We start from the raw sequence: 18046 nt of genomic DNA, 5'->3' as shown, positions 1-18046 counted from the left end.
GGCCGGGCGTGCACATTTTGCGAACTCGGTTAGATTGCTCTCATGTCCCATGACCTGGCCCGACTTCACGATCTGCAAAACGACGGTGTCCTGTCACCGGCGGATGCGGGGCATGCGGCGGAAGTCCTGCGCCGGACACATGAACCGCTCGACCACATCCTGACCCAACTGGGGCTGGTCACGGAGTCGATCCTGGCAGAATGTTTTGCCGGCAAGCACGGCATTTCGGTCTGGCAAGGGGAATTGGACGATGAGTTCGTCACGCTGCCGGATTGCCTGAACCCGGATTTTGTCCGTCGGGAGCGTGTCATACCCGTTTCACGAACTGACACATCCATCCGGATTGCCATGGTGGATCCTGAAAACGCCGCCGGGCTGGCGGGGCTGGGATTTGCGCTGCAGGCGGCGGTGGACCCGGTCGTGGTCACGGCCAGCCGTTTCAATCAGTTGCTCGAACAGGCTCTGGAAAACCAGAAGAGTTCGGGTTCCGTGACCGCGATCGACGTGCCGGATGTGTCGGCGGATACGGACCGGTTGCGGGACATCGCCAGTGCCGAACCGATTATCCGGCTGGTGAATTCCACCATCGCCAGCGCGGTGGAGGCCGGGGCCTCTGATATCCATATCGAGCCGGGGAGTCGCGATGCGGAGGTCCGCTTGCGGATTGATGGCGTCTTGCGGCCGCGTGAAAAGCTCGCCTTGCCCCAGGCGCTCGCCTTTGTTTCCCGGGTCAAAGTGTTGGCCGACCTTGATATCGCTGAGAGACGCCGGCCGCAGGATGGCCGGATATCCATTCCTGTTGCGGGGCGAAGCGTGGATCTGCGTGTGTCGGTCATTCCGTCCCAGCACGGGGAAAGCCTTGTCGTTCGCCTGCTGGACCCCGAGGCCAGTCTTCGGGATCTGGAACATCTGGGGTTTTCAGGCCAAGTGCTGAGCGTGGCACGCCAGGCCATCGCCAAGCCGCATGGCCTGGTGCTCGTCACGGGGCCGACGGGCAGTGGCAAGACCACGACACTCTATGCCTTCCTGCGTGAGCTCGCGGATGGCCACCGCAAGATCCTGACCATTGAAGATCCGATTGAATACCGGCTGTCCGGGATTGCCCAGTCCCAGACCAATGCCGCCATCGGCGTGACCTTTGCCAGCGCTCTGCGATCCTTCCTCCGTCATGATCCGGATGTCGTCATGGTGGGTGAAATCCGTGATGCGGAAACCGCCCGGACCGCCGTCCAGGCAGCCATGACGGGCCATCTCGTCCTGTCCACGATCCATACCAATGACGCCCCGTCGGCGATCGTGCGCCTCATGGATATGGGGATCGAGGACTATCTGGTCGCTTCGACCTTGTCGGCGGTCTTTGCCCAACGGCTTGTCCGGCGACTGTGTCCGGATTGCCGGGGCGAGGGATGTGCGGCGTGCGGGCATGACGGCTATCGCGGGCGGCTGGCCCTGGCCGAAGGGTTCGCTGTTGATGAGCGCGTCAGACAGGACATACAAACCGGACTCGATGAGGCGCGTCTTCGCGAAACGCTGAAACGGCAGGGCTATCGCCCCATGCTGGATGAGGGACGCGATCGCGTTGCGCAGGGCGAAACGTCGGAAGCGGAAGTGCGGCGGACAGTGGGATGGACCGGTGCATGACGATGCAGGTCTGGCGGTATACAGCAGAACAGGCGGACGGCCGGATCATCCGGGGCGAAGCCACCGCAGCGAGCCGCCAGGAGGCGGTGCAGCAGATCCGGACCCTGGGTGCCATCCCGGTAAAGGTGCAGCCCGCAAACGCCACGGGTGTATTCAGCTTTCGCGCGCAACGCCGGTCCCTGTCTTTACGCGAAACCGTCGATCTCGTACGTGGCATTGCCGATCTGGCGTCGGCCGAGCTCCCGCTCAAGGATGTATTGGCCAGTTTGGGTGAGCGTGAAAAGCGGCCCGCCCTGAAAGCCGTGATTGCCCGGCTGGAGGCCCGGGTGCGCCGCGGGGACAGTCTCAGCACAGCCGTCAAGGAAGATCCGGCGGGCCTGCCGCGATCCGTCTACGCGCTCGCCGAGGCGGGTGAGGAATCGGGACTTCTGGCCCGAAATTTCACGGATCTTGCTGAACAATTGGAGCGTGATCTTGATCTTCGGGGCGAGATCATCGGCCAGCTGGTCTATCCGGCCATCCTTCTGGTCGTCTTCATGGGGACTTTGCTGTTTCTCGCCCACTTCATCCTGCCAACTTTCGAGACGGTGTTTGCCGATGCCGGTGCGGAACCACCGGGGCTGACCGGTTTCGTGATCGCCGCGGGGGCCTTCATCCGGGGCTGGGGCGTCTGGATCCCGGTCGGTATCGTGGGCCTTGCTGTTCTGGTCCAGGCGGCCGCCCGCCTGTTTCCCGGCCAGGTGGACCAATTGCTGGCGCGCTTGCCCGCGTGGGGTTGGATACGATTGCGCCTGGACTCCGTAAGGTATTGTCAGGCGCTCGGCCTGTTGTTGTCGGCCGGGCGACCGCTGGCAAAGGCCGAGCCCATTGCACGCGAGGCTATTGAGTCTGCCGGCCTGCGGTCCCGCCACGCCCGTGCGGCCGACCGGGTGAGGGCAGGCGATGTGTATTCCAGCTCGCTTGAGGCGGTTCGCGCTCTTCCGGACGATGCCCTGCGACTGATCTCAATGGGCGAAAAGACCGGCCATCTCGATACCATGCTGATGCGCGCGGCGGCCCTGTATGACCGCGAAGTCCGTGCACGGTTGAAGGCCTATGTCGAATTGATCGGTCCGGCCATGATCATCATACTGGCCTTGTGCATCGGTGGCGTGATCGCCTCGGTCATCATCGGCGTCCTCAGTCTCAATGAAGCGGTTTTCTGATATGAAACAGGTCAATCAACGCAGTTCGGACGCCGGTATCACGCTGTTTGAAATCCTTGTGGTGATGGTCATCATTGCCTTGCTGGCAACGATCGTCGCGCCGCGTGTGATCGGTTATGTGGGACGCTCCAAGGTTGATGTGGCAGAGGCCCAGATGGCCTCCATCGCAACATCGCTGGAACTCTATTATCTGGACATGGGGCAATACCCTGATGCCGAGGAGGGGCTCGTCGCCCTGGTCGAGGCTCCCGAGGATAATCCCGCCTGGCAAGGGCCCTATTTCAGTAATGTGTCGGGGCTGACCGATCCGTGGGGGCGTCCCTATGGCTATGCCCTGAATGCGCAGACGGAACGCTATATCCTGTCGACCCTCGGCAGGGACGGGGAAGTGGGGGGTGATGGCGAAGATCGCGATCTCACCCGCAGCTAGTCGCCCGGCGCTTGGCGGCCACGACCGGAATTCGGGATTCACGCTGTTCGAACTCCTTATCGTTCTGGCGATCATGGCGGTTCTGGCAAGCTTTACCGGGCTGGCTGTCATCCGCGCCGTTCAGGGGAATGTCCTGGAGCGGACGGCCGCTGGGCTGACCCAGGATTTGCGGCGTGCCCGCCGTGATGCTGTCCAGCAAGGCGTTGATGTCCAACTCGAGGTGACGGAAACAGGTTACCGGATCTGGACGGACGGCGACGCACAGGCGCTCATGGCCTGGCCTGCCGATGTGGAAGCCAGCTTGGCCTTTGACGAGGGGCAGGGGTGGCAGCGGGTTTCCAGCGTCGCCATTCCCCAACAGGGGATCCCGCTCTTCCTGTTCCGCCTGGTCCTGACGCAGGGCGATCAGAGGCAGACCATCCAGCTTGACCCGATCAGTGGTGAGGTGCGGCATGACCGGAATGACTGAAAGGCAAGTCCGCCAGTCCGGCTATGCCCTAACCGAAGTCCTTGTGGCCGGAGCGATCGCCTCAGCGGTCATCATGGCAGGCATGGGCGGGCTTGGACTGAGTGCGCGTGGAAGCAACCGCGCGGATATGGCCCGTCAGGACGTTTTGGAGGCCCGCAATATTACCGCGCGGCTTCGTGCAGGGATCGACCCGGCTCAGATCGCCGAAGCCTATCCTGATTGGCAGATCGACATTTCCCCCCATGACCGGCCGGTCGATCCGCTGACGGGGGCAACCCTCAGCCAAGCGCGCTTGCTGCGCCCGCATGCCGGTTCCGCCGATTTCACCCTGTTCCTGGTTTTTTTGGAGGCCGGGCCGATCGGTCAGGAAGAGGGCGGGCAGCCATGAGGCGGGCGTCTGATCACGAGGCTGGATTCACCCTGCTTGAAGTTCTCATGGCAGGCGCAATCCTGGCGGCCATCGCCGCGCTTATGCTGCCGGTTATCCGTATTGCCAGCCAGGCAGAAACGCGTGTGACCGAACGGGTCGATGTACGAAACACGCACGCTGCGCTGGAAGAGAGTATGCGGGAGTTGCTGGCGCAGGCCCAGACGGCTAGCGCTGACATGCACGGCCAGCTGCTCGCGGGCGACAGTGTCCAACTCAGCTTCCTGACCCGTCCGCGTGGGCATGACGGACTGTATATGGCCGTTCTTGCACTCCAGTCCGACGGGGTTGAAATTTCGGTGTCTCCCTATCCTGATGGCACGGCCTTCCGGACCCGTTTCACCCTGCCGAACCAGGACTTGCGCCTTCATTATTTCGGCGACCCTGCCGACGGGCTTGCGCCGGTCTGGATGGATGAGTGGGACCGGGAATGGATGCCGAGACTGGTCGTACTGGACATGACAAGGCAGGACGGGCAGTTACGCAGGATCGAAGCCCTCGTCGGGGGACAGGCGCCGGTTGATTGCGAATATGATTCCGGGCAGGGGATTTGTTTGGGGGCGGATTTTTGAGTGTGCAGTCGCAGGTAACCAGGCTGGCAGAGGCAAGTGCCGATATCTGGCGTTGGGCGCTGGATGTCGTTCGCTCGGGATTGCCAGAGGGGCTGCAAGGCCTCGGTTGGCGGCTCGATGCCGGTCTTTGGTCCGTGGGCGAGGATGGCACGCGCAACGCAATCGGCATTCGTGAGATATCCTGGATGGGGCAAAGCCGGATCCGGCCTGCCGACAACAGGACGGTTGCCGCTCTGCCCCGTCAGGTCTTGGTGCTTGCTGAGGCCTTTCAGTTCCGCACGGACCTTACCTTGTCGGCGATGGCGGCGCGACGGGGGCGTGAGGCTTTGGACTTGCGGCAGGACCGGTTCATGCCGTTGGCGGACGGGCAGGGTGTTTACGCGTTCGAGGTTGATGAACTGGACGCTGAGGCGCGTGTCCCCGTTTCGCTCAGGATTGCGCGGCAAGCGCAGCTATCCGCGTTGGTCGATGGGTTCCAGCCTGGGGTGTGCTGGGAACTTGCCGGTGAGCTCGGACCGCGCGGCGAGAGCCGGTATGTCTTTAGCAAGGGTGGTCACCGGCCCGCATCCGGTCTCTTGAAATTCGGATTGGTTTATCTGCTTGCCCTGGCTGCGCTTCTGGTCTGGTCAGACCGTTTCGAGCGCTCCGCCGATGCAGCCCTGGCCGATCGCGGTGGCCAGCTTGAACGCATTCGGGTCCTGAGAGGTGAAAGCGAGTTGCTGGACCGGATTGAGTCGGCGCGCGAACTGGCCGGTGAGCCGGTTTATCTGGGCGATGTCATGTCGGCTTTGGCCACACTGCCTGATGCGCTGGCGGAGGAGCAGAGGCTTGAACGCGCGCGTCTGGGGCATGCCGGCTCGTTGGAACTGCTGCTCTCACGGGGTGAAGGCGAAGCGCTACAAGCGACCACACAGACACTTCAGACCGGCGAGGGCGAACCATGAGATTGCCTCTCGCCACACTGCCGCACGCTGCGCGGCCCCTGATTGCCTGGAGTCTGGTTCTCGGTGTTGCACTTGGCCTGGTCGTTCCGCTTGCCGGGCTCTTTGTGAACATGCTGGTCCAGTATGATAGTCTGGCTCGCCAGTCCGCGGAGGCCGGGATACTGGAGGCGCGCATCCAGGAAAATTGGGACGAGCTGCAATCGCGCGCCGGGATTTCCGCGGCCACGGATTTCGACCTTCAGGCCGCAAGGAACCCGGTCGCAGCCCGCAGCCGCTTCGCTGGACAAATGGAGACCCTGGTCCGCGCTCTGGATGAAGCCGGAATTCAAGTGATGTCGGCTGGTCCGGTCATCGAGGATGAATTGGGTGATGGCTGGCGGGAAGACCGCTTCCTGTTGCGGATGCAGGGGAATTCGGATCTGATCCTGACCCTGTTATCCCGTCCGGATCTGGCAGGCTTGGATACCGTCCGGTTTGACCTCAATGCCCACCCGGAACCCGGGCAGGTCCAAATCGATTTGGAGTTTCGCCTTGTCAGCGCGGAGGTGGATGATGCCCAGGACCGCTGACCTTCTGACAGGCATTCTGGCGGCCGGTTCGCTGGCGATTGTCATTGCCGGTGTTTGGCCGGCATCTCGTGCTGACCTTGCTGACCAGCCAGTCTTGCAGGGGCAGCCTGTCACCGGGCCTGTTGCCGGTGACTGGATTCCGGCCCTGTCCGGACGCATTGCCAGGGCGGAACGGCCGGTTCGTACGGTCACACAGGACCGGGACCCGCTCGCCGGGTTTGAATTGATCGGTCTGGTTGAAACCGGCGATGCGCAATGGGCGCTGATGGCCGGGAACGGCGAAAGCCATACGCTGGAAGTCGGCGACTGGCTGAACGGGTATGAATTGGTGCAAATCCTTGCAGACAGGGTAGTATTCGCCCTAGACGGGGATCAGCGCAGCTTTGAGCTCAATCGCTGACCAGGTTGCGGATACGGGGAATCCGGTGATGGTGTTTCGCAGTTTCATGCTTTCGGTCTCAGTGATGGCCGCCAGCCTTGCCCTTTCGGGTTGTGAAACCCTGGTGCCGGATGCCAGCCGGATTCACGCGGATCGCTATCCGCAAGCCGAGGCCGATCGAGCCGGGGCAGCGGCGACCAGTTCCAGTGCTCAGAGCCAGACTGCCGACACTTCGGAAACCGCAAACAGTCAGGCGCAGGTTGATGAGGGTGGCGCGGATCGTCTGGTCTATTTCGAGCAGTCGAACGGACCACGTCTGGCTGCGACAGCCGGCCGGAGCGCCGATCCCAACCGGACGCTGCGTCTGAATTTCGTGGACGCACCGGTGGTCGAAGCTGTCCGCACGATTGTGGAAGAGGCGCTTGGCGAGACCGTCATGGTGTCGGACGGGGTGGGCGGCCGGATCACCCTGACCTCTCAGGAGCCCGCCGCCGTTCCGGTCGCTCTGTCGGCGCTGGAAGCCGTGCTCGCTGAATCCGGTCTGGCCCTGATCGAACGGGAAACCGGTTATCTTTTGACGCGCGCGGATACGGCGCAGCCCAATCTGCCGACCCAGTCCGGCCAGCTGGGTTATGGCGGCCGGATCGTTCCGGTCGTCAATACCGATCCGTCATCCATCCTCTTGCTGATCGATCCCTTTCTGACGGACCAGTTGGAGGCCATTCCGTTGGATGAGGCCGGTGTCATCGTGCTGGCGGGACCGGGCAGTGAGGTCCAGTCTGCGGAAAGTGCCATTCGAACCTTTGACCGGCCTTTCCTCACCAATCGCGTCTTCGGCATGTTTGAGCTTCGCTATGTGAATGCGCAAACGGCGAAGACGGAAGTGGATGCGGTGCTGGAAGGTCTGGGCGTGTCTCGCAATGCAGCGCGGACCATTGCCTTGCCGCGTCTCAACCTTCTCTTCGTGACCACACGTGACCGTGGCCATTTCAATCAGGTTCAGGATTTCATCGAACGCTTTGACCGTCCTTCGGGCGGTGATACGCGCCGGCTGCGCTATTACGTGGCGCGCAATGCACCGGCTGCGACGCTGGCTTCCCAGATTTCAGCCGCCTTCGCCGGCAGCGCAGCAGGTTCGCAGAATGGCGCTGAACCGAGATTTGCCGGTGACGACCAGGCGCCAGGAGCGGGGGATTCCGAGGAAGAAGGGCGTCTCGCCATCATTCCGGATCTGTTGAACAATGCCCTGATCATCCGCGCGACGGACCAGGAATATCGCGAAATCATTGAACTGGTAGAGCGGATGGATGTCATGCCGCCCCAGGTTCTGATCGAGGCGACCATCGCGGAAGTCCGGCTGGTGGATGGGCTGGATTTCGGTGTGCGCTGGTTCTTTGAATCCCAGAGCGGGGAAGGGGATTCCGTCACCAGTTTCATCGACAATGAATCCGGCACGAACACACCGGTCTATCCGGGCTTCAACTATGCGTTCACGGGGACCAATTTCCAGGCCACGCTGAGCGCACTCAATTCGATCACGGACGTGACCGTGTTGTCGGCTCCGTCGATCATGGTCCAGAACAATCAGACCGCGCACCTCCAGGTCGGCGACGAAGTGCCGATCGTGACGCAGACGGCCACCTCTGTTGCCGAGAACAATGCCCCGCTCGTTTCCTCGATCGAATTGCGCGAGACGGGCGTGATCCTGGAGGTCACGCCGCGGATCAATGCCAGCGGGTTGGTCGTCCTGGATGTAAACCAGGAAGTGTCCACGGTTAGACCGACCACGACATCGGGGATCGACTCACCGACCATCCAGAAACTGGAATTCACGAGCACGGTCGCCGTGCGTAGTGCCAACACGATTGCGCTGGGTGGCCTGATCCGGGAGACGCGCTCCGACAATGAAGCCGCCATCCCGCTGATCAGCCGGGTTCCGGGACTGGGCAATGCCTTCCGCAATCGCCAGATGTCCAGTGAACGTAGTGAACTTGTTATCTTTCTGACGCCGCGGATTATCAACAATGATGATGACGCGGCTGCCGCGCTCCAGCATTTGCGGCGCGAGCTGGAAGCGCTCGAAGCGCGGCAACAGGATCTGTTCGACTAGATGATCGGCCCGGCCCGGATATCCCGAAGCCGGGGGTCCGCCCTTTTGATTGTCCTCTGGCTGAGCCTCTTGCTCTCCGTGATCCTTTTGGCTGTGACCGTGCTGGTGCAGTCGCAGATTCGGGTTGCGCGGTTTGAACGGGAGGCGGCACAGACGCGTGAAATCCTCCGCTCTGCGCTGGATATTGCGGCGTTTGATACGGCCTTGATCGGTCGCACAGCGCTCGCCGAGTTTCCCCGCACGATCAGCGTGGCGGGGCAGACGGTTCTTGTGGATCTTTCGCCCTCCCAAACCCTGCTGGATATCAATCTGGCCAATGATGAGGACTGGATGGCGTTGTGGATCCGTCTGGGCGAGTCGGAGACGGCCGCCCGGCGATTGGCGGACCATATTCTCGATTGGCGGGACCCGGACACGCTGCCTCGCGCGCTCGGCTTCGAAGGCAGTGACGGCGATCACGCCCCTCAGAACCGTCCTTTTGTCAGTGTCGAGGAATTGGGACGCGTGGCTGGTGTCAATCCGCAAAGACTGGCGTGTGTGCGGCCTTATGTGACCGCGCTTGGAGCGACTCGCATGCCGGAACTGGATGACCTGCAAGGGGCTGAAGCCCTGACCATGGACGGTATGCGAACCGTTTTTCGGGCCCGAGTGACGGGAAGGGGCGGGCGCGTTGAAAGCATGACCGGGCTTGCGCTCTTTGCCAGGGGGCAGGACCGGCCTTTTGAGTGGGTCAGTTTCGGCGTTGACCGGCCTTTGTCCGGAAGCTGTGGAGAAGAGGCCATGTCTGCTCTGGATACGCAACCGGACGCATGGCATTAAAGGTCACGGCTGGGGACGCCGGGTTGGGGGAGTTGGAACGTGCAGGCAGGTAATCTCATTAAACGCGGAACATCCGCGCGTCTGCTGTTTGCGGCCATTCTGGTGGCGGTGCTCGCCATCTTTTTCTGGACCCAATCGCGTTACCCGTCGCTCGATGAGAAAGCGATGATGGGTGGGGCCATCCAGCTCGAGGACCCGCTCAGTTTCGAGGCGCTTATCCCGCTCAGCCCGGATATGGGGCCTGTTGAACGCGTGTCGGTGTCTACGGTGAACTGGATCGACACCAACAAGAAGGGGATGACGTTCGGTGTCCTGTTCGGCTCCGCCTTCCTGACCCTGCTCGGATATCTGCGGCGCCGGCATTTCGCCGGACCCTTTGCCAATTCGCTTTACGGCATGTTTCTCGGGGCGCCTTTGGGGGTGTGCGTGAATTGCGCCGCACCAATCGCGAAGGGGCTTTACCAGGGCGGATCCCGGGCGGAGACAACCTTGTCGGCCATGGTCGCATCCCCGACCCTCAATGTGGTCGTGCTGACGATGGCTTTCTCGCTGCTGCCTTTCTACATCGCGGTCACAAAGGTCGCGCTCAGCCTCGGCGTCATCCTGGTCGCTGTGCCGATCATCTGCCGCTTCATCCCGGAAGAGAAACTCCTTCACTCCGTCAAGAAAACGGGCCCGTCACCCATCCCGCCCATGCTGGCCGCCGATGCGGAAGACAGCGTGGATGACGGAAGTCTTCCTCGGTCCTTTATTGAATTCCTGCGGGATTTTGCCCGGAATCTCTGGTTCATCGTCCGCACGACTCTGCCCCTCATGCTTCTGGCCGGATTCCTGGGGGCATTGGCGGCGAGTTTCCTGCCGGCCGGGGCGATCGCGTCGTGGGATTTCGGTCCGCTCCAGGCAGCCATTGCGGCTATTGTCGGGACCTTTTTTCCTGTGCCGATCGGGTTTGACGTCGTGCTGTCCGGCGCGCTCCTGAACGGGGGTGCCAGCCATGGCATGATCATGACCCTGGTCTTCTGCCTGGGCAGTTTTTCGATCTACTCCTTCTTCGTCGTTTCGACCTCGATCGGCTGGCGGGCCGGGTTCATCCTTGGCGGAACCATCATGGTTCTGGGTTTTCTGGCCGGTCTCGGTGCGGACGGCTGGCACCGCTACCAGACCGAACGGGCCCTGCGGATCCTGACGGAGGATTTTGCCCAGACCGACATTCAAACGGATCTGACAGATTTGGCCCAAACAGTTGATGCGGACGTGCCGGTGGCCAGCGGTCAATCGGAAACGTCGGGGGCAAGCCTGACGGTCCAGCGGACACCTTTCCAGACGTCGACCGGGCTAGGAGCTGACGGGTTCACCCGGATCGAGGCCGCTGAGCTGGGAATTGATCATCCCATCGAATTTTCCTTCGCCGACATGTGGCCCCCCTTCTGGGAAGGTCGCAGCCTGTCATCCGGCGATATCGATGGCGATGGCGATACTGATCTGGTCTATGCCTCAACGCATAATGGGCTCTACATCTATGCGAATGATGGGAGCGGCCGTTTCGAGCCGGTCGTGCTGGATCTGGGCCAGGTCGCCCATCTTCCGGTCTTCAATGCCGTGCTGGTCGATATCGACAATGATGGCTGGCGTGACCTCTTCCTGACAACCTACCGGCGGGGCCTGTATATCCTCCCCAATGAGAATGGACGGTTCAATCCGGACGGCTTGCGTCAGGTCACGAACCGGGATGATGCGATCCTCGCCCTGTCGGCTAGTTTCGGCGATGTGGACCGTGATGGAGATCTCGATCTTGCACTCGGAAACTGGGCAGCGGGCTGGTATCGGCGTGTTCCCGGTGAGGAGAGCCGCAACCGTATCGTGTTCAATACGGAAGAGGGGCTGACCGGCGATGCCTTTCTCGATCTGCCCGGCATTCCGGGGGAGACGCTGTCGATCCTGTTCAGCGACATGAATCAGGACGGTGCCCTCGACCTCCTCGTCGCCAATGATTTCGAAGTGCCCGATTATTTCTATCTCGGGAATGGCGAGGGCGGTTTCGAGGCAATCACCCGTCAGTCCGGTCTGATCCCGGAAACCACAACGACCACGATGTCGCTGACCACAGCGGATCTGGATAATTCCGGACGCTATTCCATCTATGCGGCCCAGATTGCAGGCCGCGCTTCGGGAATTTCCAATCGGCTCCACATGCAACCGATTGAGCGGTATTGCGATGGAATCCAGGATGAAACGGCCCGGGAAACCTGTCAGCTGAACATGGATATCAAGCGCTGGTACCGGCCGGGCAACAGCCTGGATCCGTCCTATGCCAGCCGGTGTGCCACGCTGAACGAGCCTTACCGGTCTGAATGCCAAGGCATGCTGGTGAAAGATATCGCCATCCAGAACCAGAATCCGGCCCTGTGTGAACTCATCCCGGTGGGTCAGGAGCGGGCGCGGGCCTATTGCGATATCCATTTCATGCCATCGCGGCCGATGACGCCGGAAGAACAGGACGCGGCCATTCCGCAAATCCTAGCCCGGAATGTCCTGCTGGAACCGGTGGGTGATGGCCGGTACGCAGAGACAGCCGGTGATCGCGGGCTGGAAGTCGGGGGGTGGAGCTGGGATGTCTCCACCGGCGATTTCGACAATGATGGTTGGCAAGACCTCTATATCGTCAACGGAACCTGGGTTCCCAATGAGGTCACGCCGTCGAACATTTTCCTGCGCAATCAAGGCGGTGGACAGTTCGAAGAAGAGACGGCCGCTTGGGGGCTGGATGATTATCTGATTACGGCCGCCGCCAATCTGGTCGATATCGACCAGGATGGTGATCTGGATGTGTTCACCGTGCCGGTGAACGGCCCGCCGATCGCCTTCATCAACAACCAGACCGGCCAGAATGCACTGTCCGTCTCGCTCGAGGACCATGTGGGTAATCGGGACGGTATCGGGGCGAGACTCGAGCTGCGCCAGGGCGAAACGCGCCAGGTGCGCGAGCTGCAGATCGGCGGGGGGTTCATGTCATTTGATGCGCCCATTGCGCATTTCGGGCTGGGAGATGCGGACCAGGCGGACAGTCTGACGATCATCTGGGCTGACGGCAGCACGACCCAAATCAGTGATAACCTCACAGCGGGTGCGAACTATCACATTATCCGCCGGAGCCGCTAAGCGGTCCGGCGAGGAATTGACCCAGGAGGGACGACGTTGAGACGAGAGCTCCTTGGAGCGATGGCTGGTGCAGGCCTTCTGCTTCTGATTATTGCCGGATACTTGGTCGTGCGTTCATCGGGCGCTCCGGATGCCGAAGCGATCGCCGCGCAGATGCAGGAGGCCGAGGCCGCCTATGCTCGCGGGGAATATGCTGAGGTCGCCGGCATCCTGGAAGCACCGGCGGAAGCCGGCAATCCGTTGGCCCAATTCCGCCTGGGCATGATGTACCGTCAGGGGTTCGGCGTCGGGGTCGACCGGGAACTGGCCATGGGTTGGCTGGAGGCGTCCGCCGGCAACGGCTATGAGGATGCGATCGAGCCGCTAATCGAGATCTATCTTGAAAAGGCGTCAGAGGCCGACACGCTGGAAGACGGGGTGGAATGGTTTGACCGGGCCGCCCAGCGCGGCAGTGTCGATGCTCAGGCCGTTCTGGGGTCCTACTATCTCACCGGCACGGCCGTTACGCGGGACACGCGCCGGGGCATCTCGCTCCTGGAGCAGGCAGGTGAGGCGGGGGATCTGCGCGCCCAGACCAATCTGGGTTATGCCTATATGCAAGGTGTCGGCGTGCCGCGTGACTACGAGCGGGCCTTCCAATGGTACCGTATGGCCGCTGAAGCCGGCCTTGTCCGCGCGCAGCCGGTCCTGGGCATGATGTATCAGAATGGACAGGGGACGGATGTCGATCTCGCCGAAGCCATCCGCTGGTATCTCAATGCCTATGATGCCGGTGCCAATGGGGCGGATGCCTTGTTGGGCAATCTGGTGGTGGCTGGAAGCATGTCAGCACGTGAGCCTGGAGAGGCCGTTGTCTGGGTGGCGGCAAGTGCCACACACGGCAATTCTGATGCGCTTGACTGGCTGGAAAATCAGGCTGACGAAGGCAATTCTGATGCGCTCAGCGCACTCGCCGCATTGTATGATGAGGGTGAAGTCGTGCCGCAAAACCAGGCCCGCGCCCTGGATTATTACGCCCGGGCAGCTGAGGCCGGAATTGCCCGCGCCCAGCTGGAAATGGCTGTTCGTTACGCGGCTGGAGAAGGGGTTGAGCAGGATTATGTCCAGGCGCACATCTGGGCCAATCTTGCCGCGGCGGCAGGCCTGGAAGGGGCCACGAATGAGCGCAATCTGATCGCGCAATTCCTGACTCCGGAGCAGTTGGCTGAAGCCCAGGCGCGTGCCACGCAATGGCGCGAGGAGCATGCCCGCGATGGCTAGGTGTCTTGTTGCCATGCTGGCTGCGCTGAGCCTGGTGGTTTGGGCACCGCAGAGCGATGCGCAGACGCGGAATACCCAGGCAGTGGAACGCGCCGAATCCCTCATTGCGCAGGCCCAGTACGTGCAGGCCCGGGATGTTCTGGCCGAGCCGGCACAGAACAATAATCCAGCTGCTCAGGCCTTGCTGGCACGCTTGTACGAGCGGGGCTGGGGGGTGCCTCAGGATTTTGCTCAAGCAGCGCAGCTCAACCGTGCTGCTGCGATGGCCGGTGATCCAATGGCGATGAATGCGCTCGCGCGTGCCTACGCAGAGGGTCTAGGTGTGGAGCAGGACCGGGCGCTCGCTCTGGACCTCTTCCGACAGGCGGCGCAATCCGGCGAGGCGCGTTATCAGGCAGACTACGCTGTTGCCTTGGAAACCGGTTTGGGCGAAGCCGGGCGACCAGAACTGGCCGTTGAGTGGTACCAGCGTGCTGCAGATCAGGACTACATCCCGGCTGTTACCAGTCTTGGTGTCCTTCATTTGGAAGGCAGTGGTGTGCCCCGAAACCCGGAAACTGCGCTGGAATTGTTCGAGCGCGCCGCTGATGCGGGCGATGCGCGGGCGCAGAACAATCTCGGTCTCATGTACGTGCGGGGAGAGGATGTTGAACGGGATTATGATCGCGCTTTTGCCCTGTTTCAGGCTGCGGCGGATCAAGGGCTTCAAGCCGGGTTGAACAATCTGTCCGTCATGTATGAGAACGGGTTTGGCGTTGCTGTGGATGAAGCCCGGGCCCGCGAATTATTGGCGGAGGGGCGCCGGGTTGGCGGATTGTCGCTTCAATCCCGGCTGCAGGAACTGGGGATGCCGTTCGACCAGCGGATCATGCCGGATGATTGGACACGCCCCCCACAGGCCAATGAGGTTTTGGCTGCGGCCAATGGTGACCCTGTTGCGGGATATCGCATGGCATGGCGGGAATTGAATGGGTATGGGGTCCGTCAGGATATCTATGCGGGACTGTCTCGGCTGGAAGCACTGTCTGCTCAAGGTCTCGGCAGCGCCCGTCTTCTTCTCGGACTCATCCATGCAAACGGCTTCGGCGTGCCGCAGGATTATGCAGAAGCTTATGTCTGGTTCAGCCTTGCCGCCTATGGGGGGGCGGGCCTGGCTCCTCTCTTGCGTGATGAATTGGCGCTTCAACTGCCTCCCGCAAGGGTTGAGCATGCGCAATCGCGTGTTCAGGCTTATCTAGAGGAATTCGAATAGGGCGCCGAGCGTGTTCAGCTTTAGGTTTATACAAGACGACGCGATGTTTCTGAGGCGAATTCCTCAAAATTTGTGTGCAATTTCTGCGCGCCGTGTCTATTGTAGCGTCGAATTGCAACAGGATTCGGTATGAAGCCCTTCGCCACGAGATTGTCTGGCCTTGCCACCAGTTTGGCTATTGGCATGGTCATGTGCGGCTTGACCCCGACAGCTGACGCCCAGTCAGACCGGTCTGTTCGGCAGTACCGGATCCAGGAACAGGTTGTAGGTTCACGCCTGCGCTTCGATGCAGATCCGGCTCTTTTCAATTTCACGCTCAGCGTGGCCGGGCCGGACGGGTATTATGGTCAGGTGACATCGGCCCGTGTTCCGCCAAGCTTCCGGCTTGCGGATCATGGTCAGGTGCCGGATGGCCTTTACCAGTTTGAGATGACGGCGGCGACGCCGGAGCGCCGACAAAGTGCTTCGCCACGTGAAGCTGCATACAACGGTCGGGAGCCCAATTCGGGCACGGCCTATCTCGGTTACAGTTACACAGGTTCGTTCCGGGTTGTGGACGGACGCATCATCGAATTCGACCAGTCCGAACAAGAAGGCTAGTTCGGCACCAGGAGGGGCTCAACATGAAGAAATTTCTGACTCGGACCGCGCTGACAGGCGTTCTCGCGGCGACGGCCATGGCGGCATCAGCGACAAGCGTGAATGCCGATCAGGTCTTCGTCGACGATGTGATTATCCAGCAGAGCCTTTGCGTCGGCTTTGACTGCGTCAATGGCGAGAGTTTCGGTTTCGATACCCTGCGCCTGAAGGAAAACAACCTTCGCATCCATTTCGACGACACCAGCAACTCTGCCAGCTTCCCGAACAATGACTGGCGAATTTTGGTCAATGATACGTCCAATGGTGGCGGCAACTACTTCGCTATCGAAGACTCCACAGCTGGCCGCCAGGTTTTCCGTGTCGATGCCGGTGCTCCGTCCAACTCGCTGCGGATTGATTCTGCTGGTGATGTCGGTATCGGGGCCGACAATCCGGTAGTGGAGTTGCATGTTCGCGACGGTGACAGTCCGACCCTGCGCCTTGAACAGGATGGCTCGGCCGGCTTCACGGCCCAGACGTTCGACCTCGTCGCCAATGAGGCCAACTTCTTTATTCGCGACGTGACCAACGGGTCTCAGCTTCCCTTCCGGATCAAGCCGGGTGCGGATACGGATGCACTGTTCATCGCGGCCAATAACAATGTTGGTGTTGGCACTGACAATCCGGGGGCAGCTCTTCACGTCCGTGGAACGGATGGTGCCACAAGCCTCAAGGTTGAGGAGGTGGGTAGCGCCGGCTATCGAGAGATGCTCAACCTAACTAACAATGGTGGATCTTGGATCACCATGACAAACTCCGCGACAACGCGGAACTGGTATTTGGTCCACGAGGATACCGCTCCGCAGCGCTTCATCATCGATACTGACGACACTGCAGGACCAGAATTCCTCCTTACAGGCGATGGTGACCTGACCATCCGTGGGGAACTCACTACTGCCGGGTCCTGCTCGATCGGTTGTGACCGGGTCTTCGCCGATGATTATGAACTGGCCTCGATCAGCGATCATGAAGCTGCGATGTGGAATAATGGCTATCTTCCGGGAGTTGGCCCCACGGCGGAAGACGGACCGTTCAATGTGTCGCAGAAAATGGGTGGCATGCTTAATGAGCTTGAGCACGCCCACATTTATATCGCTCAGCTGAATGCGCGCGTGAACGAGCTTGAAGCTGCGATCCTGGCGAGTGCGGCTGACAGCCAATAGAAAGCATTCTATCCCTTTCCACGGGTCGTTGCCTTAGCCACGCTGATCCCATGCAACAGCCAAGCGCTAATTCGAGACTCGTGGGAAGGGATATTTGCCATTGGTCACGGCGCGGACGTGCGCTTGGAAGCGTTCATTTGAACCTTCGAGTTGCATGCTGAGAAATGCGTCGAAAGCCTCAGCGCTTGCAAAAATCTCACTCCGCGAAAACAGTTTCGTTCTCAGATAGTGCATGAAGACAATCTGTTCGAGATCGTCAGGGTAGAGCTGATCCGCCAGCGGGTCGTTGGGGAAGTTATAGCGCATGGGCAAAGCCAGGGTCGGCAGATCCAAGGATGAGCACGTCAATGCAAGCCCCACTTGATAACACCAGACATCCCCCACTTCCGCCCGAACGAGCGGGCGAAGGCTGCGTTCCCGGGTGTCGAATGCTCGCAATTGCTTTGGCGATCCCGCAAACACGCCATAATTGATGTAGAAGGGGGCCTCAGCCCCCGTCTGAGGTCGTTTCAGCGTGTAGCTGTATTCAGGCGTGAACGATCGTCCAAGCAAGCGACGATAAAAGTAGCTCCAGTCCTTCACCGCATCGCCACTGCCAGCATCCCAGGGAAAATGGTAGTGAGCGATGACACCCGCGACAGCCTGCGTGGTCATGACCTGGCCAATAAGCTCGTCCATCGGTGCGAGAATGGCAACGTCGGCATCAACCAGCACGCTCACATCGGCGCTGTCATCGATGAGTTCAAACCGTCGTTCATGCTGCGCTTCATGGTAGGGGTTTGGTGCGCCCGGTTCATGGGCGAAGCAAACCTCAATGCGGTCGAAATAGGGGGCCCACTCACTCGGAAGCTCGTTTGTTTGATGGTCCCCAAGTGATGCGACCAAGCGTGCCTGCTGATAGTCGCCACCCAGAAAATCCAGGCATTTTCGGAAGAACGCGATCTGTGACAGAAAAGAATCGTTGAGACTGCCGCAGATCAGAAATTCGAGCTTCATTCGGGACTCTTC

General features: G+C 60.8%; 17 protein-coding genes. 16 read left to right on the top strand and 1 reads right to left on the bottom strand.

The features are described 5' to 3' along the window. Positions 1 to 42: 42 nt before the first annotated feature. The 16 genes from I0K07_RS08125 (at position 43) to I0K07_RS08050 (ending at position 17038) form a co-directional block, all read left to right on the top strand. The gene (locus I0K07_RS08125; RefSeq protein WP_203292341.1) at positions 43 to 1641 is read left to right on the top strand and encodes a GspE/PulE family protein; all 1599 of its coding nucleotides are present in this window, start codon (positions 43 to 45) and stop codon (positions 1639 to 1641) included. After that, positions 1638 to 2846: a type II secretion system F family protein gene (locus tag I0K07_RS08120; RefSeq protein ID WP_203292340.1), complete on the top strand. Its 1209-nt coding sequence runs from the start codon at positions 1638 to 1640 to the stop codon at positions 2844 to 2846. Before I0K07_RS08125 ends, I0K07_RS08120 begins: the two co-directional genes overlap by 4 nt. Position 2847: 1 nt before the next feature. Further along, on the top strand, positions 2848 to 3276 hold the full coding sequence (gene gspG, locus I0K07_RS08115) for a type II secretion system major pseudopilin GspG (protein ID WP_238934681.1): 429 nt from the start codon (positions 2848 to 2850) through the stop codon (positions 3274 to 3276). Then, a complete protein-coding gene (locus I0K07_RS08110; protein WP_203292338.1) occupies positions 3245 to 3745 on the top strand; it encodes a type II secretion system protein in 501 nt (166 codons plus the stop codon). Before gspG ends, I0K07_RS08110 begins: the two co-directional genes overlap by 32 nt. After that, on the top strand, positions 3738 to 4133 hold the full coding sequence (locus tag I0K07_RS08105) for a type IV pilus modification PilV family protein (protein ID WP_238934680.1): 396 nt from the start codon (positions 3738 to 3740) through the stop codon (positions 4131 to 4133). The genes I0K07_RS08110 and I0K07_RS08105 overlap by 8 nt, the downstream gene beginning before the upstream one ends. Then, positions 4130 to 4744, top strand: a complete 615-nt coding sequence (locus I0K07_RS08100; RefSeq protein WP_203292336.1) for a prepilin-type N-terminal cleavage/methylation domain-containing protein — start codon at positions 4130 to 4132, stop codon at positions 4742 to 4744. The genes I0K07_RS08105 and I0K07_RS08100 overlap by 4 nt, the downstream gene beginning before the upstream one ends. A 2-nt stretch (positions 4745 to 4746) precedes the next feature. Next, entirely contained in the window at positions 4747 to 5688 is a 942-nt protein-coding gene (locus tag I0K07_RS08095; protein WP_203292335.1) for a hypothetical protein, read from the top strand. Continuing rightward, a complete protein-coding gene (locus I0K07_RS08090; RefSeq protein WP_203292334.1) occupies positions 5685 to 6257 on the top strand; it encodes a hypothetical protein in 573 nt (190 codons plus the stop codon). The genes I0K07_RS08095 and I0K07_RS08090 overlap by 4 nt, the downstream gene beginning before the upstream one ends. After that, entirely contained in the window at positions 6241 to 6657 is a 417-nt protein-coding gene (locus I0K07_RS08085) for a hypothetical protein (RefSeq protein WP_203292333.1), read from the top strand. Before I0K07_RS08090 ends, I0K07_RS08085 begins: the two co-directional genes overlap by 17 nt. 28 nt (positions 6658 to 6685) lie before the next feature. Continuing rightward, a complete protein-coding gene (gene gspD / locus I0K07_RS08080; protein WP_203292332.1) occupies positions 6686 to 8746 on the top strand; it encodes a type II secretion system secretin GspD in 2061 nt (686 codons plus the stop codon). A 45-nt stretch (positions 8747 to 8791) separates the two neighbouring features. Further along, positions 8792 to 9565, top strand: a complete 774-nt coding sequence (locus I0K07_RS08075) for a type II secretion system protein GspK (RefSeq protein ID WP_203292331.1) — start codon at positions 8792 to 8794, stop codon at positions 9563 to 9565. Between the two features lie 39 nt (positions 9566 to 9604). Continuing rightward, on the top strand, positions 9605 to 12724 hold the full coding sequence (locus tag I0K07_RS08070) for an FG-GAP-like repeat-containing protein (RefSeq protein WP_338041045.1): 3120 nt from the start codon (positions 9605 to 9607) through the stop codon (positions 12722 to 12724). Positions 12725 to 12832: 108 nt separating this feature from the next. After that, positions 12833 to 13984, top strand: a complete 1152-nt coding sequence (locus I0K07_RS08065) for a tetratricopeptide repeat protein (protein WP_203292330.1) — start codon at positions 12833 to 12835, stop codon at positions 13982 to 13984. Between the two features lie 13 nt (positions 13985 to 13997). After that, positions 13998 to 15236, top strand: a complete 1239-nt coding sequence (locus tag I0K07_RS08060) for a tetratricopeptide repeat protein (RefSeq protein WP_203292329.1) — start codon at positions 13998 to 14000, stop codon at positions 15234 to 15236. 129 nt (positions 15237 to 15365) lie between these two features. Further along, on the top strand, positions 15366 to 15836 hold the full coding sequence (locus tag I0K07_RS08055) for a hypothetical protein (RefSeq protein ID WP_203292328.1): 471 nt from the start codon (positions 15366 to 15368) through the stop codon (positions 15834 to 15836). 23 nt (positions 15837 to 15859) lie between these two features. After that, positions 15860 to 17038 (top strand): hypothetical protein, encoded by a 1179-nt coding sequence (locus I0K07_RS08050; RefSeq protein WP_203292327.1) that lies wholly within the window; start codon positions 15860 to 15862, stop codon positions 17036 to 17038. Positions 17039 to 17104: 66 nt separating this feature from the next. Here the strand turns inward: I0K07_RS08050 and I0K07_RS08045 are convergent, their stop codons facing one another. Next, on the bottom strand, positions 17105 to 18034 hold the full coding sequence (locus I0K07_RS08045) for a hypothetical protein (RefSeq protein ID WP_203292326.1): 930 nt from the start codon (positions 18032 to 18034) through the stop codon (positions 17105 to 17107). Positions 18035 to 18046: the final 12 nt, after the last annotated feature.

This window comes from Maricaulis parjimensis (genome assembly GCF_016817355.1).
Lineage (GTDB): Bacteria > Pseudomonadota > Alphaproteobacteria > Caulobacterales > Maricaulaceae > Maricaulis > Maricaulis parjimensis.
This window is presented reverse-complemented; position numbering and strand designations above follow the sequence as displayed.